25 protein-coding genes and 2 tRNA genes are annotated in these 25,428 nt (G+C 42.2%); 10 read left to right on the forward strand and 17 right to left on the reverse strand.

Annotation, left to right across the window (positions count from 1 at the left end; all coding sequences use genetic code 11):
• Positions 1–28: 28 nt before the first annotated feature.
• The 6 genes from MJO53_RS10740 to MJO53_RS10765 form a co-directional block, all read right to left on the reverse strand.
• Complete coding sequence (locus MJO53_RS10740; RefSeq protein WP_224835322.1) at positions 29–553, reverse strand: GNAT family N-acetyltransferase; 525 nt, start codon at positions 551–553, stop codon at positions 29–31.
• Entirely contained in the window at positions 554–1,039 is a 486-nt protein-coding gene (locus MJO53_RS10745; RefSeq protein ID WP_252079075.1) for a DUF192 domain-containing protein, read from the reverse strand.
• A gap of 4 nt (positions 1,040–1,043) precedes the next feature.
• Positions 1,044–2,006, reverse strand: a complete 963-nt coding sequence (gene lgt, locus MJO53_RS10750) for a prolipoprotein diacylglyceryl transferase (protein WP_224835320.1) — start codon at positions 2,004–2,006, stop codon at positions 1,044–1,046.
• A 67-nt stretch (positions 2,007–2,073) separates the two neighbouring features.
• Positions 2,074–2,295, reverse strand: coding sequence for a membrane protein insertion efficiency factor YidD (yidD, locus tag MJO53_RS10755; RefSeq protein WP_224835319.1), 222 nt, complete (start codon positions 2,293–2,295; stop codon positions 2,074–2,076).
• 63 nt (positions 2,296–2,358) lie between these two features.
• Positions 2,359–2,745 carry a DUF779 domain-containing protein gene (locus MJO53_RS10760; protein ID WP_252079076.1) on the reverse strand — a complete coding sequence of 129 codons (387 nt, stop codon included), beginning with the start codon at positions 2,743–2,745 and terminating at the stop codon, positions 2,359–2,361.
• A 1-nt stretch (position 2,746) separates the two neighbouring features.
• Entirely contained in the window at positions 2,747–4,270 is a 1,524-nt protein-coding gene (locus tag MJO53_RS10765) for an aldehyde dehydrogenase family protein (RefSeq protein ID WP_252079077.1), read from the reverse strand.
• Between the two features lie 211 nt (positions 4,271–4,481).
• Between MJO53_RS10765 and MJO53_RS10770 the strand changes: the two genes are divergently transcribed.
• A complete protein-coding gene (locus MJO53_RS10770) occupies positions 4,482–5,390 on the forward strand; it encodes an AraC family transcriptional regulator (RefSeq protein ID WP_224835316.1) in 909 nt (302 codons plus the stop codon).
• Here MJO53_RS10770 and cysS read toward each other — a convergent pair.
• Both cysS and folE read right to left on the reverse strand, forming a co-directional pair.
• A complete protein-coding gene (cysS, locus tag MJO53_RS10775; protein ID WP_252079078.1) occupies positions 5,387–6,868 on the reverse strand; it encodes a cysteine--tRNA ligase in 1,482 nt (493 codons plus the stop codon). The two genes, MJO53_RS10770 and cysS, sit on opposite strands and share 4 nt — an antisense overlap.
• A gap of 13 nt (positions 6,869–6,881) precedes the next feature.
• Positions 6,882–7,565 (reverse strand): GTP cyclohydrolase I FolE, encoded by a 684-nt coding sequence (folE, locus tag MJO53_RS10780; protein ID WP_224835314.1) that lies wholly within the window; start codon positions 7,563–7,565, stop codon positions 6,882–6,884.
• Positions 7,566–7,698: 133 nt separating this feature from the next.
• Between folE and MJO53_RS10785 the strand changes: the two genes are divergently transcribed.
• Both MJO53_RS10785 and MJO53_RS10790 read left to right on the forward strand, forming a co-directional pair.
• The gene (locus MJO53_RS10785; protein WP_252079079.1) at positions 7,699–9,501 is read left to right on the forward strand and encodes a T9SS type B sorting domain-containing protein; all 1,803 of its coding nucleotides are present in this window, start codon (positions 7,699–7,701) and stop codon (positions 9,499–9,501) included.
• A gap of 116 nt (positions 9,502–9,617) precedes the next feature.
• Positions 9,618–11,063, forward strand: a complete 1,446-nt coding sequence (locus MJO53_RS10790; RefSeq protein ID WP_252079080.1) for a T9SS type B sorting domain-containing protein — start codon at positions 9,618–9,620, stop codon at positions 11,061–11,063.
• 50 nt (positions 11,064–11,113) lie between these two features.
• Here the strand turns inward: MJO53_RS10790 and MJO53_RS10795 are convergent, their stop codons facing one another.
• Positions 11,114–12,616 carry an OmpP1/FadL family transporter gene (locus MJO53_RS10795; RefSeq protein ID WP_252079081.1) on the reverse strand — a complete coding sequence of 501 codons (1,503 nt, stop codon included), beginning with the start codon at positions 12,614–12,616 and terminating at the stop codon, positions 11,114–11,116.
• A 36-nt stretch (positions 12,617–12,652) separates the two neighbouring features.
• A complete protein-coding gene (locus MJO53_RS10800) occupies positions 12,653–13,954 on the reverse strand; it encodes a hypothetical protein (RefSeq protein WP_252079082.1) in 1,302 nt (433 codons plus the stop codon).
• 95 nt (positions 13,955–14,049) lie between these two features.
• On the opposite strand from MJO53_RS10800, the gene proS reads away from it, so the two are divergent.
• The 4 genes from proS (at position 14,050) to rpsT (ending at position 16,092) form a co-directional block, all read left to right on the forward strand.
• Positions 14,050–15,525, forward strand: coding sequence for a proline--tRNA ligase (proS, locus tag MJO53_RS10805; RefSeq protein ID WP_252079083.1), 1,476 nt, complete (start codon positions 14,050–14,052; stop codon positions 15,523–15,525).
• 81 nt (positions 15,526–15,606) lie between these two features.
• A tRNA-Glu gene (locus MJO53_RS10810) sits at positions 15,607–15,678 on the forward strand.
• A 55-nt stretch (positions 15,679–15,733) separates the two neighbouring features.
• Positions 15,734–15,805: transfer RNA gene (locus MJO53_RS10815), tRNA-Glu, on the forward strand.
• Between the two features lie 35 nt (positions 15,806–15,840).
• Positions 15,841–16,092 (forward strand): 30S ribosomal protein S20, encoded by a 252-nt coding sequence (gene rpsT / locus MJO53_RS10820; RefSeq protein WP_207069686.1) that lies wholly within the window; start codon positions 15,841–15,843, stop codon positions 16,090–16,092.
• Between the two features lie 62 nt (positions 16,093–16,154).
• On the opposite strand, the gene MJO53_RS10825 is transcribed toward rpsT, so the two are convergent.
• From MJO53_RS10825 to rho, 4 genes are all read right to left on the reverse strand, one after another.
• Positions 16,155–16,841, reverse strand: a complete 687-nt coding sequence (locus MJO53_RS10825; protein WP_252079084.1) for a hypothetical protein — start codon at positions 16,839–16,841, stop codon at positions 16,155–16,157.
• Between the two features lie 91 nt (positions 16,842–16,932).
• Positions 16,933–17,556, reverse strand: coding sequence for a hypothetical protein (locus MJO53_RS10830; protein ID WP_252079085.1), 624 nt, complete (start codon positions 17,554–17,556; stop codon positions 16,933–16,935).
• A 78-nt stretch (positions 17,557–17,634) separates the two neighbouring features.
• Positions 17,635–18,303 (reverse strand): hypothetical protein, encoded by a 669-nt coding sequence (locus MJO53_RS10835; protein ID WP_252079086.1) that lies wholly within the window; start codon positions 18,301–18,303, stop codon positions 17,635–17,637.
• A gap of 130 nt (positions 18,304–18,433) precedes the next feature.
• The gene (gene rho / locus MJO53_RS10840; protein ID WP_252079087.1) at positions 18,434–20,050 is read right to left on the reverse strand and encodes a transcription termination factor Rho; all 1,617 of its coding nucleotides are present in this window, start codon (positions 20,048–20,050) and stop codon (positions 18,434–18,436) included.
• 193 nt (positions 20,051–20,243) lie between these two features.
• Here rho and MJO53_RS10845 point away from each other — a divergent pair, with 193 nt between their 5' ends.
• The gene (locus tag MJO53_RS10845; RefSeq protein ID WP_224835304.1) at positions 20,244–20,654 is read left to right on the forward strand and encodes a DUF4293 domain-containing protein; all 411 of its coding nucleotides are present in this window, start codon (positions 20,244–20,246) and stop codon (positions 20,652–20,654) included.
• Between the two features lie 65 nt (positions 20,655–20,719).
• On the opposite strand, the gene MJO53_RS10850 is transcribed toward MJO53_RS10845, so the two are convergent.
• Positions 20,720–21,214, reverse strand: coding sequence for a metallophosphoesterase family protein (locus tag MJO53_RS10850; RefSeq protein ID WP_224835303.1), 495 nt, complete (start codon positions 21,212–21,214; stop codon positions 20,720–20,722).
• Between the two features lie 88 nt (positions 21,215–21,302).
• Here MJO53_RS10850 and truA point away from each other — a divergent pair, with 88 nt between their 5' ends.
• Together truA and MJO53_RS10860 are read left to right on the forward strand one after the other, a co-directional pair.
• Positions 21,303–22,043, forward strand: a complete 741-nt coding sequence (truA, locus tag MJO53_RS10855) for a tRNA pseudouridine(38-40) synthase TruA (RefSeq protein ID WP_252079088.1) — start codon at positions 21,303–21,305, stop codon at positions 22,041–22,043.
• Positions 22,043–23,815, forward strand: a complete 1,773-nt coding sequence (locus MJO53_RS10860) for an ABC transporter ATP-binding protein (protein ID WP_224835301.1) — start codon at positions 22,043–22,045, stop codon at positions 23,813–23,815. The genes truA and MJO53_RS10860 overlap by 1 nt, the downstream gene beginning before the upstream one ends.
• Here MJO53_RS10860 and MJO53_RS10865 read toward each other — a convergent pair whose 3' ends face one another.
• Both MJO53_RS10865 and cdaA read right to left on the reverse strand, forming a co-directional pair.
• Positions 23,816–24,601 carry a DUF3667 domain-containing protein gene (locus MJO53_RS10865; protein ID WP_252079089.1) on the reverse strand — a complete coding sequence of 262 codons (786 nt, stop codon included), beginning with the start codon at positions 24,599–24,601 and terminating at the stop codon, positions 23,816–23,818. It abuts the gene before it with no gap.
• A complete protein-coding gene (cdaA, locus tag MJO53_RS10870; RefSeq protein WP_252079090.1) occupies positions 24,598–25,386 on the reverse strand; it encodes a diadenylate cyclase CdaA in 789 nt (262 codons plus the stop codon). Before cdaA ends, MJO53_RS10865 begins: the two co-directional genes overlap by 4 nt.
• Positions 25,387–25,428 lie beyond the last annotated feature (42 nt).

The raw sequence follows: 25,428 nt of genomic DNA on the forward strand, positions 1-25,428 counted from the left end.
GGCAATTGGTATTGCCTTAAAATTACGATTATCCTCGCTTAACTCTAAAAATATGTACGGGATTGTTCTTGTAGACTGTTGTTTTGTCCAAGTACATACCATTGTTTATTGCGACTTTTTGGGAGGGTATGTTGTCCACATGGATAATGGAGATCAGGGAATCCGAAAAATTGTTTTCAAACGCAAAGGCCTTACATTTTCGGGCAGCTTCAGATGCAAGACCCTTAAGCCAATAATTGGGTAGAACGGAATAGCCAATTTCCAGTTCCTTTACATTGTCCACAGTTTGAACTAGGAGTCCGCAAATACCGATCAGTTTTCCGGATTCTTTTAAAATTAGGGCGTTCATGCCACCTAAATCGTTTTGATAGCGTTCAAATACCCGTTCGAACTGTGCTTTGCAAGCTTCTACGGGATCTTTGGGCAGACCGTCCCAGTATTGTGTGGATCTTGGGTCGTTGTAGAAAGGGAGCCAATCTTCGAAATCCGAATCGGTCAACTTACGATAAAGCAGTCGGTCGGATGTTTGGTTGTCCAGTAGGTATTTAGACATTTAATCACGTGTAAATGAAATACTATCACCAACTTGTAGTCCCAATTTATCCGAAAGCCCTGCGTTAATTTCAAATACATATCTTGCAGGGATATTGGATGGTAAGGTATCTTCATTGAACGGTTGGGCGTTTTTCTGAAAGCTCACGATCTTCATTCCTGAATCAATGTAAATTATATCCAAGGGAATTTCTGTGTTCTTCATGTAAAAGTACTGCAAGGATTCTGTGGGCTGAATAAATAGCATTCCTCGATTCTCTTTCATGGATTTTCGGTACATTAACCCAGTTTGGGTCTCGTATTCCGATTCGGCAATCTCGATTTCAAAACTAGCCTTTATGGCTTCTGATTCCTCAGAAAGAATGGTTAGCTCTCCTTCTTTTGTAAAGGAAACCGTTTGTGTTTTAATGGCTTGTTTGGATTCGCTCTTGCACGATACCAGAATCAAAACAACCGTGAATACTATTATTTTTCCAAAATTTGCCATGTCGCTAAGGTTCTACAGGTGCTGGTTTTACCATAAAAAATACACCGATCAAAATCATGGGGATACTGAGCCATTGCCCAGTGGAAAGCATGCCGAGGGTATCTTCGAAACCGCCTTGGCTTTTTTTGTAGAATTCCACAAAGAACCTTACCACGAACAAAAGAACCATAAACAAACCAAAAAGGAAGCCTGGTTTGTTTTTCCAATCTGTTTTCCAGTAGAGCAGGTATAGAACCACGAATACGAAAATGTAACAAATGGCCTCGTACAATTGGGCGGGATGGCGAAATGGTATGGACTGTAAAACTTCAGAGAACTCCGGGTTGTGCTGAATGGCTTTGTAGGCTGCGTTCGGTGTTTTTTCTTTGGTGAGTGCCATCGCTTGATATGCAGGCATATCGTCCGAATCACGGATAAAACGAGTTGCTAGGAAATAGGCTTCATCCACTTTTTTTCCATTGATCTCGGAATTGAAAAAATTACCGAACCTTACAAATGCGGCACCGATTGCAGAGGGAACTACCAACCTATCCAATAGCCAAAGCATTTTAATGTCTTTCCATTTACGAGTATACAACCAAATACCGATAATGGCAGCGATAGTAGCTCCATGACTGGCCAAGCCTGTAAAGCCGGTAAACTCGTACCCATTGATGATACCGAAGAGCGAACTGTTCGCGTTTTCGTGGATAGGTAAAAGGATTTCTGCCAAATGATCTTTATAGTAGTCCCAATCGTAAAAAAATACGTGCCCCAATCGTGCTCCGAGCATTATGGATACCACGGTATAAATAAAAAGGGAATCCAGTTTTTCCATGGACTTCTTTTCGTTCAAGAAGATTTTCTTCATGATGAACCAGCCTAGTATGAAGGCGGCAATCCATAGCAAATTGTAATATTTTATCTGTAGAAAACCCAGTTTAAAAAGAGTTCCTTCAGGGTTCCAGTCAAATCCTAGAAAGTACATTGAAATAAATTTTGGACTAATATAACTACTTTGAACGGTTGCAGGGTGTTAATTAAAGCGCAATTTTTTAAGGGACAGGATCATATCCGCTTCCTCCCCAGGGGTGGCAACTGGCTATACGTTTAATAGAAAGCCATCCGCCTTTAAAGAGTCCGTGCTTTTTTAAGGCTTCCAAGGTGTATTGTGAACAAGTGGGGGAATAGCGGCATGTGGAAGGAAACATGGGGGATATAAAAAGTTGGTAAAACCTTACCAACAAAACAAATGGCGCTATCAAAATTTTCTTCATATTATCTTCCGGGTGAATCCAAGGACAAGGTATGAAAAAGCCCCGAATTTGTCGGGGCTTATGCTACACTTCTTCTGCGGGTTGTACGGGCGCCAAATGTTCTCGTTCCCCATCCGTGTACAATCGTGATTTGATGACAAAACGGAGTCCCAACGGAATTTCCAGGCTAAAACTGGCACCACGTCCCGTGGTCACATCGACCGTGAGCTGTGTGTGTTTCCAGTATTCGAACTGGTCCTTACTCATAAAAAAATCACAGCCGTGGATGGTGCCCAACTTCACATCGTTCTCATTCAGCATCAACTCACCTTTTGGAAAGCACATGGGAGAGGAACCATCACAACAACCTCCACTTTGATGGAACATCAGTTCATCGTGGCGTTCCCTTAATTGATCAATTATTTTTATGGCATGGTCCGAAACCAACACACGTTTAATCAAGTTTTCCATCCTAGAAAAAGCCTAATTTGTTCTTATCGTAGGAAATCAGCATATTTTTGGTCTGAGTATAGTGGCTGAGCATCATTTTATGATTTTCTCTTCCGATTCCTGACTTTTTGTATCCTCCAAACGGTGCATGTGCAGGGTAGTTGTGATAGCAGTTTACCCAAACCCTGCCAGCTTGTATCTGTCTGGAGATTTTATAGGCTTGGTGCATATCGCGTGTCCAAACTCCCGCTCCCAATCCATAAAGGGTGTCGTTGGCGATTTCCAGTGCTTCTGCTTCATCTTTAAAAGTGGTGACACAGACCACGGGACCAAAAATTTCTTCTTGGAATACGCGCATTTTGTTGTTTCCTTTCAAAATAGTGGGTTGAATGTAATACCCACCTTCCAGGCCTTCGTTATAAGCAGCGTCACCTCCTGCCAGAACTTCGCATCCTTCTTCTTTACCTATTTGGATGTAGTTCATGATTTTCTCGAACTGATCATTCGATGCTTGTGCGCCCATCATGGTGGTTGGATCCAACGGATGGCCAAGTTTGATGGCTTTGGTACGCTCTATAACTCGCTCAATGAATTTGTCATAAATGCTTTCCTGAACCAATATTCTGGATGGGCAGGTACAGACCTCCCCTTGGTTCAAGGCAAACATTACAGCGCCTTCCAAACATTTATCGAAGAACTCATCATCCGCATCCATAATGCTTTCGAAGAAAACGTTCGGGGATTTACCGCCCAACTCCAAGGTCACGGGAATAATGTTCTTGGACGCATATTGCATGATCAATTGCCCAGTAGTGGTTTCTCCCGTAAACGCGATTTTTTTTATGCGTGGACTGGAAGCTAATGGTTTTCCTGCTTCCAAGCCAAATCCATTTACAATGTTAAGTACGCCTGCGGGTAGAATATCCTCTATAAGTTCCATCAAAATAAGGATTCCAACGGGTGTTTGCTCTGCAGGCTTAAGTACTACACAGTTCCCAGCGGCCAATGCGGGGGCCAATTTCCATGCGGCCATCAGGATAGGGAAGTTCCATGGGATGATTTGCCCGACCACACCTAGAGGCTCCAAAACGTTCATGGACACGGTGTTGGAATCCAACTCACTTACGGAACCTTCTTCTGCGCGAATTACTCCCGCAAAATACCTGAAGTGGTCAACCGCTAATGGCATGTCCGCGGCACGTGTCTCGCGCAAGGCTTTGCCATTGTCCCAGGTTTCGGCACGGGCCAAAGCCTCGAGATTGTTTTCCATAACGTCGGCAATCTTTAACAATAAGTTGCTGCGGTAGGTTGCGGAAGAGTTATTCCATTCTGGTGCTGCCGCCCACGCTGCATCGATAGCTTTGTCTACATCCTCTGCCGTAGACCGCGCAATTTTGGTGAATGCATTCCCATCGACAGGAGAAATATTGTCAAAATATTCCCCTTTTGTCGGTGGGGTCCATTTTCCGCCGATGTAATTTTCATACTGATCTTTGAACTTAGGTTTTTCCAAAACACTACGTTCCGTAGTTTGTACATTGCTCATAATACTTGTTGTTAAAATTAATTTTTATGTGTTGCGCACTTTGCTCAAGTGGCTGATTCTAAAAGTATTGATTTTGAACCCCGTATATCTGACGTATACTATTAATGACATGACCAATTCTCTTTGTTTTTATACTTTTAACAAAAAACAGTATCATAATTTTTATATTTATTAAGTATTTATATAATTTCTTAAGAAGTGAGTATTTTATATGCATTTACCGGATAAATTCTTTAAAGAAAGAAAGCTGGAATATTTGGTCGAGAACCAAACCTCCTATACTTTGAATAATGCTTCAATGCATGTTTTTGAGACGCATCTGCAAGCAGAAAAAGTATTCCTTCAGTTTGATCAACCTGTGCTCGCCTCTATGCTGATAGGGAAAAAGGTAATGCATCTCAGGGATAAGAAGTCATTTAATTTCCTGCCGGGTGAGTCCTTGATTCTTCCCTCCAATGAAGTTATGTGCATTGATTTTCCAGAAGCAAACGAAGAGAATCCGACACGTTGCTTGGCCATGGCCATTTCCGATGAAAAAATAAACAAAGTCATCAATTTAATGAACGAAGTAATGCCGAAACACGATGGAACTGAATGGGTTTTGATGGATTACAACTACCACTTTACCAACGATGCCAGTATTTATGGTATTATTCAGCGATTATTGTACTTGTTCACCGAGAACCATCCGTCCAAAGACTATTTTGTGGACAACATGCTTCAGGAATTGATTATTCGAATTTTACAGGGCAATACGCGGGAAAAATACATGCAAAATGCCTCTAAAATAAGTTCTAACAATCGGTTGGCCTATGTAATCGAATTTATCTCCCAGCACTTGCACGAACCTTTGTCCGTAAGTGATCTGAGCAAAAAAGCCTGTATGAGCGAATCGCATTTCCATAAGACTTTTAAAGAAGAATTAGGAGTAACCCCGATTGATTACATTAACAGCGAGCGCATAAAAATGGCCATCAATCTCTTAAAAGATCCCGATAGGAAAATAAAGGAGATTTATTTGGAATGTGGGTTTGAAAACCGCTCGTATTTCAACCGTTTGTTCAAGCGAAAAATACACGTTTCGCCAGGGGAGTACCAATCAAAATTTATCAAGCATTAATTTACGCTGAAAGTGGTCCCGTCCTTACCATCTTTGATTTGGATGCCCAACTCAACCAATTGGTCCCTGATTTTGTCGGAAGTAGCAAAGTCCTTTTTGGCCCGTGCTTCATTTCTAATATCAATCAATAATTCCATAACACCATTTAGTGTATTGGAATCATCTTTGGTCATGGATTGATTTTCGATACCGAGCACATCGTAAACAAAGGCTTTAAGTGAACTGGAAAGCAACTCTTTGTCTTCAGCAGAAATGGTTTCCTTGTCCTCTTTGATCAAGTTGATATGCTTTACGGCCTCGAACAACTGTGCAATTAAAATTGGCGTGTTGAAGTCGTCGTTCATGGCATCGTAGCATTTCTGCTTCCAAGTAGCCACATCAAACTCTGTTTTGTCTGCGGTTTTGAGTTTATCGATTCCGTCCAAAGCATCCATCAAACGGTTGTACCCTTTTTCAGATGCCTGTAATGCTTCGTCACTAAGATCTAAAATGCTGGTATAATGGGCTTGCATCATAAAGAAGCGAACCACTGCAGGGGTGTAGGGCTTGCTTAAAATATTATTGTCGCCGCTAAAAATTTCGGCAGGGTAGATGTTGTTGTCCGTGGATTTGGACATTTTTCTGCCGTTCAGGGTCAACATATTGGCGTGCATCCAGTAGTTTACAGGGGATTTACCCGTACTGGCCTCTGCTTGTGCGATCTCGCACTCGTGGTGGGGGAATTTAAGGTCCATTCCTCCGCCGTGAATATCGAAGGTTTCGCCCAGATATTTGGTGCTCATGGCAGTACACTCCAAGTGCCATCCTGGAAAACCATCTCCCCAAGGGGATGGCCAGCGCATGATGTGCTGGGGTTCCGCTTTTTTCCAGAGGGCAAAATCCTGAGGGTTTCTTTTTTCGTCCTGGGCGGTAAGCTCTCGAGTGTTGGTAATCATATCCTCCAACTTTCTACCACTTAATTTTCCGTAATCGTGATCTTGGTTGAACTTGACCACATCAAAATATACAGAGCCATTTGCTTCGTAGGCAAATCCTTTTTCAAGGATCTCTTTAATGATCTCTATTTGTTCAATAATATGACCTGTGGCCGTTGGCTCAATACTGGGTGGTAAAAGGTTGAATTGCTGCAGGGTGTTATGGAAATCCACGGTGTAGCGCTGCACCACTTCCATGGGTTCAATCTGCTCCAGTTTGGCCTTTTTTGCAATTTTATCCTCACCTTCGTCAGCATCGTTTTCCAAGTGTCCGGCATCGGTGATGTTTCGAACGTAACGCACTTTATATCCCAAATGTTTGAAGTACCTAAAGATCATATCGAACGACATAAACGTGCGGCAGTTGCCCAAGTGCACGTTACTGTATACGGTAGGACCGCAAACATACATGCCTACGTGGCCTTCGTTTATGGGTTCGAACAGGTCTTTTTTTCCGGTAAGTGAATTATGGATTCGTACTGGTTGGTGTTTATAAAGTTGCATTAATCTTTTAGGATTAAAATTCGGTTTCTAGTTTAATGTAATCCAGGAACTCTCTTCGTGTGGCTTCTTCTTTAAACTTTCCGCCATATTCCGCGGTTACCGTGCTGCTTTCTATATCGCGGATTCCACGGGAGTTGACACAAAGGTGTTTTGCGTCGATAACACAAGCAACATCTTCGGTGCCCAATACTTTCTGAAGTTCCTTTACAATTTGGATGTTCATACGTTCTTGAACCTGGGGCCGTTTGGCAAAATAATCCACAATACGGTTCATTTTGGAGAGACCAACAACGGTACCATTGGAAATATAGGCAATATGTGCCCTTCCTACAATGGGTAGCAGATGGTGTTCGCAAGTGGAATAGACCACAATGTTTTTTTCCACCAACATTTCACCGTACTTGTATTTATTGTCAAACGTGGACGATTTTGGTTTTCTATCAGGGTGCAATCCTCCGAAGATTTCCTGTACGTACATTTTTGCCACGCGTTTTGGTGTTCCTTTCAAACTATCGTCATCCAGATCAAGTCCGAGCGTAAGCATAATTTCCCTTACATTGTTCTGTATTCTCTCGATTTTTTCTTCATCGCTCAATACAAAAGCATCTTCTCTCATGGGTGTGTCGGTAGATGCAGACCCTACATGGTCCTCACCTCTTTCGTCGTGTTGTTCTTCCAAAGTTTGCTCAAGTTTCATAGCTGTTGCTTAAAGAGAGCAAAGATATACATTAATGAACGATTTAACATCTGGTATCAAGGGTTTGACAACATAAATTATTGTTAAGACCTATGCCATGGTACTTTTATAATGCGCAAACCCACAGTGTTTTATGTTGAAATCGATTTCAAAGACTTTACTTCTGTTCTTATTTTGCCAAGGTGCTCTGGCACAGGTGGCCCAAGATTGTACGGATGCCATTCCCATTTGTAACAATACTCCTATCAATGGAGGTACCAATGGTTTTGGTTCCGACGATTTTTACGGTGCGACCTCTAGTGGGTGTTTGGAGCAAACAACTACTGGTGCCATTGAATCCAACTCATCCTGGTACCGGTTCAGGACCGCAGAGGCAGGTCAGTTGGGGTTTAATATTGGCCATAATAGCAACGAAGATTGGGATTTTGCACTTTATCGAGCTACCGACTGCAATGATTTGGGCGAACCCATTCGGTGCAACTTTTTTGACAATAGTGAGGGAGCCAGTTTTATTGGAGTAGGGGAAGATCCAACTGGTGATTTGGATTCGGTACATTTTGAAGATTGGGTTCAGGTGCAGGCTGGTGAAGATTATTATTTGTTCATTAATAATTTTAGCAATGTAAATTCTGGCTTTTCCATACAGTTTACTGGTGATATTTGGGAGAATCATCCGAATACTGCATTGGACTGTTCCATTGTTAGTAACCTTCTGGGTCCACCCATAACCGCATGTGAGGGCGAGAATATTATCTTGGATGCTACTACCTCCGGAGCCCTGGGATATGAGTGGTACATGGATACGGGCAGTGGATTTCAATTGATTACAGGTCAGGTGAGCTCAGTTTACAGTCCACAAGTTTCGGGTCAGTATCGCGTAGTGGTTTCAACGCCTAGCGGAAGTGAAATAAGTGATGTTCAGGTTGGCTTCAACCAAGTTCCGGTGACGAGCACGCTCGAAGATGAGTCTGTTTGTTATGATTTTGATATGATCTTTGATCTGAACGCAAAGAATTCCGAAGCGCTGGGTGACATGGACCCCCAAAGTGTCATGGTGAGCTATCATGCCTCCCAACAAGACGCCGTCGCAGGGGTCGATGCGTTGGATAAGGATTACATGCCCATAGGTGGTACAGAAACGATCTTTGTTAGGACCACATCTTTGTCCAACCCGGATTGTTACGATGCCAGTCAAAGTTTTATTTTGAATTCCATTGAGACCCCGGTTTTAACCTTTGACCAGCAAGTGGTGATTTGTGAATCGGTAGGCGTTTTAGAAATAGGGGAAACAACACCGGACCCCAACTATAGCTACGAGTGGGAATCCGGCGAACAAACACCGTCCATTCTGGTTTCGGAAGAAGGGGAATATACGCTCACGGTGAGCAATGAATCCAATGGAGTTGTATGCGAAACTGTCCGTACCGTGTCTGTAACCATATCCAATTTGCCGGCAATTTCCAGTATCGACATCGAGGATATGAGCGTAAACAACACGGTAACCATCAATACAGAAACTTCTGGGGCCTACGAGTTTAGTATGGATGGTGGAGAGTTTCAGGAAAGCAACCTTTTTACAGCCGTAGCTCCAGGTGTTCACAGAGTTACCATGCGAGATCCCCATGGTTGCGGCGAGGTTCAAGAAGATATTGTCGTTGTTGGGTTTATGCCCATTTTTTCTCCCAATGGGGATGTTTTGAACGAAACATGGCAAATAGAGGGGCTTTCTACTTTAAATTCTCCAATAGTCACCATATTTGATCGTTATGGAAAACTTATAAAACAGATGACGGAGTTCGACCCTGGATGGGATGGCAGCTTAAATGGGAAACCACTTCCCTCTACCGATTATTGGTTTAAATTATCTTATATAGACGAGGGTGGGAACAGAACCTATGCCAAGTATTTACAAAGTCACTTTTCTTTGAGAAGATAACGGTAAACGTCCCTTTCATCGATTAACTGCAAATTTTTCGGATAAAAACATACTAAAACGATGAGTTAAGGAGTTATACAGGTTATAAATAGAATAACCTTTAGCCCCAAAATTCTATGAAAGCCCTTTTCAGCGCTGTCTGCTGTTTTTTTCTATTTCAAGCGACAAGTGCGCAAAACTCGCCAGATTGTAGAACTGCAATTCCTGTTTGCGCCGACGCGCCTATCTTGGGGACCACCGATGGAGGTGGGGATATCGACGATTTTGACCCGGAAGTGATTACCCAAACAGGATGTTTGGAAAAAGGTAGCGTAAGTTCTGCCAATATAGAAAACAATACGGGCTGGTTCGTATTTAGGGCTGGAACGGACGGTCAAATAGGGTTTGATATTGAGGCATTGCCCGTTAATCCCGGAGGCCCTATAACGGCGGAATGGGATTTTGCACTATATGGGCCATTTGATGAAACATCCAATGATAATTTTTGTACCATAATAGGGGATGGCAGCGCCCAGCCGATTCGCTGCAATTACGAATACAACGACACAGGTTTTACCGGAATTGGAGTTAACCCTGTGGATGGCCGGGAGGGAGCTCCCTTTGTAAAGTCCAGTCAAAACACCTACGACGAATGGTTAAATGTGACTGCTGGGGAAATTTACTATTTGTACATTAACAACTACAACACCAATTTTGATGACGAGCCAGAAGATTTTATCCTTACGTTTACAGGGTCTTCGGTAGATGCTGATCAGAACAGCGCTTTGGATTGTACACTTCGTGACCAGTTTTTAGGGTTCGATATTGTTGCTTGCGAGGGTGACCCGGATATCACCTTGTCTGCTTTAAACTCGCCGGCGGGTTCCAATATCACTTCAGTAGAATGGAGTGTGGACTATGAGGATGATGGAATTATTGATGCTACTTTGCCAGGGACAGGTTCTTTTGGTGCCGAGTTGGTGGTTTCAAGTCCTAATTCAGGAAGATATTATGTTGAGATCGAATGGCCTTTTGGTAACCCTTTGACCGACGACATCTTGATTACCTTTTACGGAACGCCCGAATTGGATGAGGTCCGGGTAATCGACGATTTGGTAAACAGTGATCAAACTGACCCCTACAATATCGAGATTGTGCCCGTGGGCGATGGTAATTACGAATATGCCATTAACGGTGGAGAGTTTCAGGACGACCCCTTGTTCTACGATGTGCCTCCCGGGATAAATACCGTGGTGATCAACGATAAAAACGGATGTGGTATAACCGATCCTATTGAGTTTTTAGTGGTCGGTTATCCTAAATTTTTTACGCCCAATAGCGATGGGGTTCACGATAACTGGAATGTTTACGGTGTTGAGGAGTTGGTGAATCCGGTGGTTTATATTTTTGACCGTTATGGTAAACTATTAAAACAAATAGATGTAAATATCGGTTGGGACGGAACATTTAATGGTCGTGTTATGCCCTCTTCCGATTATTGGTTCCGTTTGGATTATGAACGCGACGACGAGGGTGTATTGGTGGCTACCTCGGTTCGCCGACACTTTTCATTGGTGCGATAAAAAAAGCCGGAATTTCTTCCGGCCATTGAATATCATCTTCGTATTGTATTCTAAAATTTTAAGGTGTAGCCCAGGGATATATTGGTGTTGACCCTTTCTATAAAGGTTGCGCTATCGATGCCGCCATCAAATAAATATGAATTTACATCTTGTTCGGTTCTACTAAAGGCCAAATCCAGTCGGTTGGGACCAAAACTGTAACCAATTCCTGCGGAGAACCCATTTAGGTCACCAATAAAATCACCATCCTCATAAGGGCTTTCTTCAAACCGGTATCCAGCTCTAAGGCTTACTTCCTGTATCCTGTATTCGCCACCAAGTCGATACGAATTTACAGCACCCAGCGTGCTGGCTATAAAATCGTTCTCAGCGCCAAAACTAGGGTCGGATGTGGGTCTAAGTTCGGCCTTGGACATATCTTGGTACGAATAATCCAAGCTGATCAGTCCTTCTTGTCCAAATACAAGGGCAATACTACCGGTATACTTTTCGGGTGTTTTGATTCTGTATTCATCATATAGGTTAACAATGCCAAAATTGATGAAGTCGATATCGGAAACCGCCAAATTAGTGTTGATGCGTTGGGATGTATCATCCGTTAGTCTATACCATGTTGGTGATTGGTAACTACCGCCCACCCTAATGGATTGGTTCAATTTGGCTATGGCGCCCACGCTAAAGGAGAAGCCGTGTCCCTCGGTGTGCAATAAATTGTCAAAAGAGGCAAACTGAATCGGGGATTCGGCATCGTACCCACTTTCATCCAAATAGGTGACCCTGTCGTACAATACATTGTGAAAATTCAGCGTGGCCCCTATGTAAAGGCTCTCCTCGTATTGACTGGCAAAATTCAAGGTGAACTTGCTATTGTAGCCCGATGTGTTTTGGATAAATCTCTGGTTTACGCTTCCGTATTGGGCATTGGAAAAATAAGCTGTGTTTTGGTCATCATCATCAACGGGTTCTATTAATCCGGCCTGAAAACCAAGAAACGCTTGTTGCGCGGAATAGCCCAAACTAGAGCCAATATCCAAATAAGCCTCTTCGATAAATTCCCCTTGTTGGGTTCGCAATGGCCCCAATGGCTCTCCTTGTGCAAAATTGAGGAAATAATTGTCAATTCCGACGGAAGTGTTTCCGGCCGCAACGAATTCATTGTCAAAGTTATTCACCAAATCATAGTTGAATGCCAGCGCAATTTTCTTCCAAGGACCATCGTTGGATGAATTAAAAACAAATACGCCACCGACCTGATTAAAATCCAAAGAGTTGGATGTTGTATTGGTTACGCTGTTTCCGTAAAGTGCATCGTTATTGGTATGATAGTTGGACCCTGTGATGGCAATTTCACTAAAATTGAACACGGCCGAACCGGCAGGATTGATATTTAGGGCGGACAAGTCGCCTCCCAAAGCACCAAATGCGCCGCCCATGGCTTGGAACCTTGCAGTTCCCTGAAGGTTTTCGGAACTGTAGCGCAATACATCGTCGATGGTCTGAGCACTTGCGAAAGTGCAAGCCAATACCATTATGAAAGTTGAGATTCTTTTCATTTTTTATGTTTTAGTTTTTTTATGCCGTTTGTGGAATTATGGTCTTCCGCCACCTCTGCCACCTCTACTTCCACCTGAAGAACGAGATGCTCCCGAAGACCTTGACGAACCGGAAGATCTACTTACGCCAGAACTTCTTGAGCTGCCGCGTGAACTTCTGTAACTTCCACTAGATCTGCTGCTGGAGGAACCGCTGCTGCGGTAACTCCTGGAGCTGGACCTACTGGAGGAGCGACTGTAATTTCTGCTGGGAGCAGAACTTCTTGATTGGTAGCTTCTTGATGTTCCACTAGGGTTCCTGTAGCTTCTCGAAGAAGATGAGCTGCTTCTGTTGTAACTCCTACTACTGCGTGTGGAAGGCGATGTTCCATAAGAAGGATAATTTCTTGAGCTTCTATTGTAATTGGGAGAGGTCCGTGTACTTCTGCTTGTTCTATAGTTTTGGTTTCTGGCCACGGCATCCGCACTTACAGAGCGTCTTACATTGGAACGATTGCTATATCCACGAGAGCTTCTATTGGCCAAATTGCTGTTTCGGGAAACCGTTGCATTGGAACGGCCACTATTGCTTCTGTATCTACTGGCATAGGCATTAGTTCTAGATGATAGGGTAGTGCCGGGAATGCGTGAACTATATCCTCTTCTTACGGACATATAGGCATAATTTCTGCCGTAGTACCCTCTGTTATACGGGTTGTTCCAGTAGCGGCCATAGTAGCCGCCCCAGCCGTAACCTGCCCAGCCCCAGCCATTATATGGGTAGCCCCAGCCCCAACCAGCATTCCAGCCCCAACCGTAGCCTGCCCAGCCCCAGCGGTTCCATCTCCAAGGGTTGTTCCAGCCCCAGCCCCAGCCAGTGCTCCATGCCCATCCGGCATTCCATAACCAAGGATCGTTCCAGCCGTAATAGCCTCCCCAGCCCCAGCTGTTATCGTAAACGTTTATAGAGATGCTTGTTGGATTGTCTCCCCACCCAGGGTTGCCGTTATAGTTATTGTTGTACGCGAAATAATCGGTTTGTTCACCATAAGGAATCGAGTCATTTCGAACTTGACTTGAGTAACTATCGATATCGGTGAAAACTTCGTCATCCAATATTTCGCCATATTCGTTTGCCTTTTGGCCAAAATAATCCCCATACATATTATTTTCCTGCTCTTCAATCCGCATAGCTTCGGCATTTTTCTTTTCTACCCCAACTACACGATCGTTGGTGGAATAGATTCCATCATCATAATAAGATGCTTGTTGGTAGGAGCCGCACGATGCCATAAGGATGGCAGTTACCATCAATATGGAGGGCGTTCTCAATTTATTGTGGAGTAAAGACTTTAACATGGCGCAATTTTTATTGTTGAACATACTAAAAATAATTAGTTTTACCCAATCATTTCAAGACTTAAAGGCACAAGTTTTGTGCCAAACTACAACAGATGGGTAAAAATTTAACAAGAAGAGAAGAGGATTATTCCAAATGGTACAACGAACTGGTTGTGAAGTCAGATTTGGCCGAAAACTCAGGAGTTCGGGGATGTATGGTAATTAAGCCCTATGGTTATGCCATATGGGAAAAAATGCAGGGCCAACTGGACAAAATGTTCAAGGAGACAGGGCACGAGAATGCTTACTTTCCGTTGTTTATACCCAAGTCTTACTTAAGTAAGGAAGCGAGCCATGTGGAAGGTTTTGCCAAGGAGTGTGCCGTGGTGACCCATTATCGGCTAAAGAATGCCGAGGATGGCAGTGGCATTGTGGTGGACGAGGATGCAAAACTGGAAGAAGAGCTGATCGTAAGGCCAACTTCGGAAACCATTATCTGGGATACGTACCGCAGATGGATTCAATCGTATAGAGATCTTCCGTTAAAGGTGAACCAATGGGCAAATGTGGTTCGTTGGGAAATGAGAACGCGCCTTTTTTTACGGACTGCCGAATTTTTATGGCAAGAGGGACATACGGCTCATGCAACAAGAGAAGAGGCTATGGAGGAGGCTGAGCTTATGATGGACGTGTATGCCGAGTTTGCCGAAAAATACATGGGTGTTCCTGTGATCAAGGGCACAAAAACGGAAAGCGAACGTTTTGCGGGAGCAGAAGAGACTTTTTGTATAGAGGCTCTAATGCAGGATGGTAAAGCTCTACAGGCCGGCACTTCTCACTTTTTAGGACAGAATTTCGCAAAAGCTTTTGATGTGAAGTTCGCAAACAAAGAAGGAAAACAAGAATATGTCTGGGCAACCTCATGGGGTGTTTCCACCAGATTGATGGGAGCCTTGGTAATGACGCATAGCGATGACAATGGTTTGGTGTTGCCCCCTAAATTGGCACCGATCCAGGTAGTAATTGTTCCGATCTATAAAGGGTTAGATCAGTTGGATGCCATTTCAGAAAAAGTTGAGCCATTGGTGAAAGAGTTAAGGGATAGGGGGATTACCGTTAAGTATGACACTCGCGATACCCATAAACCAGGCTTTAAATTCAATGAATATGAGCTTAAGGGTGTGCCTGTTCGTTTAGCCGTGGGCCAACGGGACCTTGCCAATGGTACTTTTGAGGTTGCGAGACGGGATACCTTGACCAAGGAAATCGTAAAAGCCGAAGAGGTTGTGGATAAGGTAGTCTCTTTAATGGGCGATATTCAGGAAAACATTTTCAAGAAAGCTTTGGATTACCGCAAAGAACATATAACCCAAGTAGATTCTTACGATGAGTTTAAAAAAATAATCGAGGAAAAGGGCGGATTTGTTTCGGCCCATTGGGATGGTACCACAGAGACGGAGGATAAGATAAAAGAGGAGACCAAGGCCACCATTCGCTGTATCCCATTGAATGCGGAAAAGGAGGAAGGTAGCTGTATGGTAACAGGAAAACCTTCTGTTCGGAGGGTGTTGTTTGCAAAGGCCTATTAAACAGATGTCAAAAAAACAAAATTACTGTTGCAAGACTTAAAAATAGTTGTATTTTTGCATCCGCAATTATGCAAACATAATGGCCCGTTCGTCTAGGGGTTAGGACGCCAGGTTTTCATCCTGGTAACAGGGGTTCGATTCCCCTACGGGCTACAAAGGTTGTTGAAACCTGTATATTTGGGTTGTCCCGGATAGTATTGAAATCAATGGCCCGTTCGTCTAGGGGTTAGGACGCCAGGTTTTCATCCTGGTAACAGGGGTTCGATTCCCCTACGGGCTACAAAAAAAGGATTAAGAAAGAATTAATTTTTAGCAATGGCAAACCATAAGTCAGCATTAAAGAGAATCAGAAGAAACGAAGCAGTGCGTTTGCGTAATAGGTATCAGCACAAAACTGTGCGTAACGCCATCAAAAAATTACGTAACGAAGAAGATAAAAAAGCTGCTGAAGCTTTGTTGCCCACTGTTGTTGGAATGATAGATAAATTGGCAAAGAAAAACATCATTCATAATAATAAGGCGGCAAACCTTAAAAGCAAATTGATGACCAAGGTTGCAGCTATGTAAATCTTGATTGTATTATAATATCAGCGCCTCCCATCGGGAGGCGTTTTTGTTTGGGCTTATTTTTATCTAAATGCCCTTCTACGGTGAATCAGGACCCCGATTAAAAACGAACCGTACATTATCAAAATAAGAATTTTGAGGACTTCCCTAAAATTATATGTTATCCAAATATTGGGAGCCTCGTAACCAATAATTATAAGGTAGGGAAAGAAAAGTTGAAAAACGGCCAACCCTGCACTTGTCCAAAACAATAGGTTATATCTTAATGGATAAGGACTTATTTCTGCCTTCTTTTCTTTAAGGTATAGCCAAATACTAAACAAAAGTACCCACGAAGCCAATAGGTCGGCATAGTAAAGGTCGGAATAAAAAGGGTTCTGAAAAAAAAGACTGATGGCATATCCGGTTAAGCTGATGCCTGCTCCATAACGTATCCATTTTTTGTGTTTTTCTTCTTTTACCGTTTTCCAATAGATATAATAAAAGAACAAATAGGATAGGGTGAGATATATGTTGTAGATTATTACGTTGTACCAATCGTAATCGTTATTGCTCACTATTTGAAACTCTTCGTGGAACTTGATAAAATATCCCAATATTTCTGTCATAAATGTGTACATCAGGTATATGGGGTAATATTTTAATTGAGTATCAAAATAAGTACGGTATCTTGCCATGGCCACTAGCCAAACTATAAGATAAAATGGGAGGATGTAATGTTCGCGCAAAAAAGTGAATAGCTCCTCCATGTGTGGGCAACAGGCTAAGTGTCAAGGTTTTTAAAAGAGCTAAAATAAGGAATATAAATCTTTGTGCTTTATTGATTGATGACGATGTAGTTTATCGGAACGCTTTTCTTTTACCGGCGATCAATCCAATAATGATCAAACCGTACATCAAGGCTATCGCAGTGAGAAGTATAGGTCTAAAATATATTTGTACACCAATATTGAGTTTTAGTAGATAGATCATCGATATTATTGGGAAGAAAGTGTAAAATATGGTCAAGCCGGAACTTAGCCAAAACATCAAATTGAATTTAAGAGGGTAAGGTGATTCCTCCAAGTACTTTTCCCTAAAATAGATAACTAATACATAAAGTAAAATCAGAGACCCAATAATGTGGGCATAGGTGGTTTGGTTGTGCAGGGGATTATAGGCGATTGCATTGATTGTATAGGAAAGAACGCAAACAATGTTCAAGTAGCGAATCTGCTTTTTAACCTTCTTGCTCTTGATTACTTTTTTGTATACCTGAAGGAAAAAAACGAAGAACACTACTTGGTAGATATTATAAATTATTACGTTGTGCCAATTGTATCTCCCATCGGAAAAAAATTGATACTCATCATTATACTTGATAAAATATCCCAATACTTCGGTGAAAAAAGTATAAATGATGAGTATCGGTAAATGTTTTAGGGCAGTGTCAAAAAAACTTTTGTAGCGCCATAGTGATATCATCCACGTTATAAGATAAAGCGGAATATAAAACTGTTTTAAAAGAAAATCCAGGCTAAAAAAGCTTTCAAACATCATGCACTATTGAAAATCGGTATATGGCGGAGGACCAGAGTTGCCATGGTTTAAGTTTAAGCTCGTTCCGTCATCCTGAAAAAGAGTGGGAATCATACTGGCCTTGGCAGTGTTCCCTTCGTCGTTTCCTTGGTCTTCGGAACTGCCCACCACGTTTTTAATAGGTTTTGCTTTTCCTTCAGCATCAATGTAAAACCCGAGCTCTTCCCCATCAATAATAGTGGTGGGAACAATAAAAATAGAGTTTTGTCTTGGGTGGACCACCTTTTGTCCGTCGGGAAAATCGGGTTTATTGGGGTAATTGGCAAAGTATAGTCTTAAAGAAGCAACTTCTACCCCTGCCTCTTTGGCTTCTTGCTCTACGTAAGCCATATAATTTTTCATATCGGCGTATGTAAAGGAGGTGAAGCGTGCGGCATCGAATTCTTTTTCGGGCTCTCTCTCCGCTTCGAACTCTTCGATCATGTCCACTCTGTTTTTCGTGTAATTGTCGTAAAGTGATTTGGATTCCTTTAAGGAGATTATGCCTTTTGGCGTTGGAACAGGTTCGGTTTGTTCTGCGGTAGGATTGGCAGGTTCGGTCGATTCTTCTTTTTTGTTGCCCTGTTGGCAGGAGGCCAAAAATAGTAAGCTGGCCCCAAAAATAGCAAGGAGGGCTCTTTTGTTGTTTTTCATAGTTAAGTATTTAATGTTCAGTTTTGAGGAAACCGAAATAAAGATATGCCTTTTCTACAAAACGGGTCAAAAAAAGCCCTTCAAAATATTGAAGGGCTTATAATCTTATTTTGTAAAGTACTGTATGTTTTTACTCACTCATGGTAAGTAAAAATTCTTCATTGTTTTTTGTTTGTTTAATGCGCTGCTCCATAAACTCCATAGCTTCAACCGGGTTCATGTCCGCAAGATATTTTCGCATTATCCACATGCGTTGAATGGTATTTTCATCCAATAATAGGTCATCTCTTCGAGTAGATGAAGAAATTAGGTCGATAGCAGGGAAAATTCTTCTGTTGGATATTCTTCTATCCAACTGAAGTTCCATGTTGCCAGTACCCTTGAACTCTTCAAAAATCACCTCGTCCATTTTAGAGCCGGTCTCCGTTAGGGCTGTGGCGATAATGGAAAGGGACCCGCCATTTTCAATATTACGTGCCGCACCGAAGAAACGTTTCGGCTTGTGCAGTGCATTGGCATCCACACCACCACTCAATACTTTACCGGAAGCTGGCTGTACGGTGTTGTAGGCACGGGCCAAACGGGTAATGGAATCCAACAGGATTACCACATCGTGGCCGCATTCCACCAATCTTTTTGCTTTGTCCAGAACAATGTTTGCAACCCTTACGTGCTCTGTGGCTTCTTTGTCAAAAGTAGAAGCAACTACTTCACCTCGCACATTGCGTTGCATATCTGTAACCTCTTCTGGGCGTTCATCGATCAAAAGAATGATTTGGTAAACCTCTGGGTGGTTGGCTGCGATTGCGTTGGCAATATCTTTCAACAACATGGTCTTACCTGTTTTGGGTTGGGAAACGATCATTCCCCTTTGTCCTTTTCCAATAGGAGAGAACAAATCCATGATTCTTGTGGAAAGTGTACTTTGTTTTTCGGCTAAATTGAACTTTTCCTGAGGGAACAATGGGGTAAGGTGCTCAAAAGCTACCCTGTCACGAACCACTTGGGGGTCGAGTCCATTTATTTTGTTCACTTTGATCAAGGGGAAATATTTTTCACCTTCCTTTGGCGGTCTTATGTTCCCGAGAACAGTATCCCCGGACTTAAGTCCGAACAATCGAATTTGTGATTGGGAAACATAAATATCATCCGGTGATGACAGGTAGTTGTAATCCGAAGACCTTAGGAACCCGTAGCCATCCTGCATAATGTCCAGGACCCCTTCACTCTCGATAATGCTATCGAACTCATATTCAGGTTCTTTGTACCTGTTTTTTAAATCCTTATCGAAATTGCTGTTCTTTTTATCGTGATGGCCTTTGTTATGTTGTTTGGTCCTTCTGTTATTTTGATTTTTTTGCTGGCCGCCCTCGTTTTGTTGAGGGGTGTTGTCCTTTTTTTGAGGTTGCCCTTGCCCTTGATTTTTTCCTTTGGCGTTGTCGTTGGAACTCTTGGGCTCTCTTTTCTGTGGGGCTTTTTCCGTGGTTTCTCCCTCTTTGCTTTTGGTGTCGGTAGTTTTAGGTCGGGGAGTTCTTGTTCTTTTTGGTTTGGGCTCTGGCGCTGGTTTCTCGTCTTTGTTCGCAGCAACGGTTTCTGCAACCGCTTTTGGGTTGGAGGCCTGTACGTCCAGAATTTGGTAGACCAGGTCCAATTTTTTTAACGATTTGAATTTGGGAACATTAAGATCCTTTGCAATTTCTTGCAACTCAGGAAGCTTTTTAGCTTTTAGATCTGAAATCTCGAACATTAAGTAATGGAATATGTTAAACTTGTGTGATGCTAAATATTAGAAGTAAAGTTATTTTTGAATGCTACTGGAGAAAGAATTCCGAGGTAGGTGCTTGCTAATAACGCAACAATATTACAAATAAATTTTGAAGAATTAGGCCTTATTTATCAAAAAAGACTTCTATTTTTGCATTTGGAAAGCAAATTCAACAATGATTCAGCGGATACAAACGTTATATTTACTGATTGTAGGCCTTATTTCGGGAATACTTCCGTTTTTTCTGAATCTATGGGTCGAAGTAGACGGAAAAGAGGTATATGCCCAGGACCAAGTGCTTGTTAGCCTTGTTTTTTATGTGGCCGCCGTACTTTCCGTGGTTTCGATTTTATTGTACAAAAAGCGACAAAATCAATTTGTGGTAAACAGATTGAATATGATATTGAATCTTTTTTTACTAGGATTTTTCGTTTATCGATCGCTAAGTTTATCCGGAGAAACTGTGGTTTCTGAGAAGGGTATTGGGATGCTGATTCCTGTATTTTCTATCGTTTTTCTTGTCCTGGCCAACAGGGCTATCAAAAAGGATGAAGATCTTGTAAAATCTGTTGATCGCTTACGTTGAACCTAACATCTTAGTAGTATTAGTGCGAAAAAACCCTGGCTTAGGCCGGGGTTTTTATGTTTTGGTCAGCGCTTTCCCAACTCTACAACCTCCAGGTCCGATATTTTGTCGCCATCGATCACAAATCGCAACATGGTACGTACTTGATGGAACCCATGTTTGCCACAGGCTCCGGGGTTCATGTGCAATAGGCCTAGTTTTTTATCATGCATCACTTTTAAGATATGGGAATGTCCGCAGATAAAAAGTTTTGGGGGATTGGCCTTGATCTCTTCACGAACCCGCACATTATATTTGTTGGGGTAGCCCCCAATGTGTGTGATCCAAACATCCACGCCTTCGCACATAAATCTATTATTTTCCGGAAATTCCTTCTGTATTACATGGTCGTCAATATTGCCATGTACCCCTCGAACAGGTTTCAAAGCTTCCAATTGGTCGGTTACGGATAGACTTCCAATATCTCCGGCATGCCAGATTTCATCGGCCTGCGCAGCATACTTTAAAATGGATCTATCCATGTGTCCGTGGGTATCGGAAAGCAATAAAATCTTGGTCATAACGCTAAAAATATGCTAAAAAAATAGGGTCGGATTCGTGTTGGGTAGGATTGAATTATCTTTACCGACCTAAAAGTAAGGGATTCCATTGAGATACTTCATCCAATTTTCATATTTCGGAAAAGCATATCACGGTTGGCAAAACCAACCGAACGCCATAACCGTACAAAAAGTGTTGGAGAAAGCGTTAAGCACCTTGCTTCGTGACAAAATTGATGTGGTTGGTGCTGGCAGAACCGATGCAGGTGTCCATGCCAAACAAATGTTCTGTCATTTTGATTTTGATTCGATTGAAGATAAAAAGGATTTGGCATACAGGCTAAATGCCTTTTTGCCAGATGATATTGCAGTACAAGAAATTAGAACCGTTGTTGATGGCGCCCATGCCCGGTTCGATGCCATTGAACGCACTTACGAGTATTGGCTGGTACGGGAAAAAGACCCTTTTCTTTTTGATTACGCCCATTGGGTGAAGCATCCATTGGATTTACCCGCCATGAACGAGGCGGCAAAAATGCTCTTGGAGTACACTGATTTTGAATGCTTTTCCAAATCCAATACCGATGTAAAAACGTTTAATTGTGATGTGCGCCAGGCTTACTGGGAAGTTCGCGCGGACAAATGGGTGTTTACCATTACTGCAGACCGTTTTTTGAGAAATATGGTTCGGGCCGTGGTTGGTACCTTGCTGGATGTTGGGTTGAAGAAAATCAAAAGTGAAGACATGCACCGAATCATAGCAAGTAAAGATAGGAGCGAGGCTGGCGTGTCCGTCCCTGCAAAAGGGTTATATTTGACCAAGGTTATCTATCCAAAAGATATTTTTTGATGAGCAAAAAAGAGGAAATAGGAAAAGCGTTCGATTTTAGATTGTTCAAGCGTGTTTTTTCAAGAACAAGACCTTATCGGGGTATTTTTTGGTTGGTTGCGGTAGTAGCCATACTCTCGGCAGCGTTTGCTATCGGAATCCCGTTGTTGGTCAAAAATATCATCAATCAATCATTGGAGAGCAAAGATGCGGCCCAATTGCTTAACCATGTGCTGTTAATGCTGGTGTTTTTACTGGGTCAGGTAACCACCCAATTGTTGTTCAACTATTATGCAAATTTGTTGGGCGAATCCGTTATAAAAGACATACGGATCAATCTTTTTGAAAAGATGACCAGCTTTAAAATGACCTATTTTGATAATTCATCGATCGGCGTTTTGGTCACTCGGGCCGTAGCCGATATGCAGCGAATAGGGGAAATTTTTAGCCAAGGATTTTTTATGATCGTCGCCGATGCCTTAAAAATGTTGTCCGCGGCCGTGATCATGGTGGTGATCAATTGGAAACTTGCCTTGATCGTGTTTGCCATTCTTCCCGTAATTTTAGTGGCTACGCGTCTTTTTCAGCAGGCAATGAAGGTGGCCTTTATCGAAGTGCGCGCCCAAGTATCCAACCTAAACTCCTTTGTTCAGGAGCGGATAGCCGGAATGAAGATCGTACAGCTCTTTAACCGAGAGGAAATAGAAAAGGAAAAGTTCAGGGTCATCAACGAAAAACACCAGAATGCATGGTTGAAAACAGTATGGTACAACTCCATATTTTTTCCTGTGGCCGAAATATCCAATTCAATTGGTATTGGTTTGGTGGTATATTTTGGTGTAATACAGAATATCGAAAATGTAGGGCTCGACAATAAAGGGGCCATCGTAGCTTTCTTTTTCTTGATGGATCTTTTGTTCCGTCCACTGCGTCAGATTGCGGATAAATTCAATACCCTGCAAATGGGAATGGTGGCTGCGAATAGGGTGTTTAAAATTTTGGATACCGATAGCCATATCGACGACAACGGTACGGTAGAAAAGCAAAGCGTAAAGGGAGATATCGAGTTTAAAGATGTACATTTTGGTTATGTGCCGGATGAAGAAGTCCTTCATGGTATATCGTTCAACGTAAAAGCAGGTGAAACTGTGGCCATTGTGGGGGCCACAGGAGCAGGAAAATCTACAATCATAAATTTGCTCAACCGATTCTATGAGATAAATTCAGGTAAAATTATGGTGGATGGCGTATGCTTGGACGACTATACTTTGAAGTCGCTCCGTTCCCATATCGCAATTGTGTTACAAGACGTTTTCCTGTTTGCCGATACCATAGCACACAATATTTCGCTTCGTGATGAAAATATCTCTACGGAAGAAATAGAAGCTGCCGCCAAGCAGATCGGGGTACACGAGTTTATTTCCAGTTTACCGGGCGGTTACCAATACAACGTGAAAGAGCGAGGAACCATGCTCTCCAGTGGGCAACGTCAATTGATCGCATTTTTACGCGCTTACGTGAGCAATCCCAGTATTCTTATTTTAGATGAAGCTACTTCTTCCGTGGATACGTATTCCGAGCAGTTGATCCAACAGGCCACCGACAAGATTACCGAAGGCAGAACATCAATTATAATTGCCCACCGTTTGGCAACTATTAAAAAGGCGGATAAGATCATAGTGATGGATGCTGGTAAAATCATAGAAACCGGTACTCACAAAGAACTTCTGGAGAAAGGCGGTTACTACAACGACCTGTACAATGCCCAATTCTTGGCCGAGGAAGTGGCGTAATCAGTTTTGGGGAGGAGGTGGTACTAAATCTTGTAAACTTATTTCTCCGATCAAAAGCATGATGATCGGTATAAGCAGTGAACTCAGGAAATAGAGAATTCCAAAAATCATATAGAACAAGAGTAGTCTTGCGATAAGGGAAACTCCTTCGGAGTTGCTGATTCTTACTATTACATATCCAGCATAAACCATCATTACCAAAACACTTACCAATGAAAATGACATATAGATTTCCGGAGCAAAAAGGAGAATGGGTAGAGAAGGTATAAAAAAGAGAAGACTATAATGGGCAAGTGCATAAGTAAAAATAATGATGCGCTCTGCAAAATTGTACTTCTTCTCATCAAAACATAACCAACCTGATATCGCCGTTAATGGAATGTAAAGGATGAATATCAAAGCTTGATAATCCGAAATAAAACCCATTAACTTTTCTTGGTAAACCGATTGGGCCTCCGATTCCAAAAAACCAAAATCTATACTATCCAAAGATTTGGACATAATAAACATGAGCAATCCAGAAAGTGTCAATGCAATACCAACATAGCTGATGGGATTTAGATATTTTCTGCGAATCCCCTGCAAATAACCCTCGATGACCACTTCGGGTTTACTGAACAAATGGATAAAGGTTTTTATAAAAGTGTTGTCGAGATTAAAATATCTTTCTAAAAAATCAACCCAAAGATTTTTAATGGTAATTCTGTTGCGAACCACTTTTGCGCCACATGCCGGACAATACAAAAAATCGGTTCGAAGTCTTGCTTCACAATTTTTGCAGGTCATTGTTCCAAGTCCTTATTAATTCGCTTAACCAATTCTTCCCTACCTTTAAATGGTATAAACTCACCATTTTTTATATATGAAATTGAACCGGTTTCTTCGCTCACGACAAGGGAGAGTGCATCTGTTTTTTCGGTAATGCCCACAGCGGCCCTGTGCCGTAAGCCAAATCTTAATGGAATATTACGGTCGTTGGAGACAGGTAGAATTACCCGGGTTGCCGTAATAAAATTGTCCTGGACCACGATGGCGCCATCATGCAACGGACTATTTTTAAAGAAGATGCTTTCTAAAATGGGTTGGGTAACCTTAATGTTCATGGCGTCGCCAGTGGATTTTATAAAATCCAAAGAATTGTTGCGCTCAATAACGATCAAAGCTCCCGTTTTGGAAGTTCCCATACGTTCGCAGGCACTTATTATGGCATCTACATCTGTATTGGTGGAAATAGCTTCCTGTTTTAGGAACTTAAAATGTTTAAAAATGTTTCTTTTGGAAGCAAAGTTAGTAGAGCCGATCATTAACAGAAATTTCCTGATCTCTTGCTGAAAAACTATGATCAATGCAATCAGGCCAATGTTCATAAACCCGCCCACCATGCTGCTGATCATCTTCATTTGGAGTAGTTCGGTAAGTTTCCAAAGTGCCCAGACAATAACAATTCCAATAAAAATATTGATGGCCACGGTTCCCTTGACCAGCTTGTAAATATAATAGAGCAATGCGGCGACCAGGACTATGTCGATGACATCGGTAATCTTAAATTCGAGAAAGTTTAAAAAATCCAACCGCAGCGTTTTTGTAAAATTAGCAAAATTAGGAGAACATCA

Origin of the sequence: Flagellimonas marinaquae (genome assembly GCF_023716465.1) — a bacterium.
Classification (GTDB): domain Bacteria; phylum Bacteroidota; class Bacteroidia; order Flavobacteriales; family Flavobacteriaceae; genus Flagellimonas; species Flagellimonas alginolytica.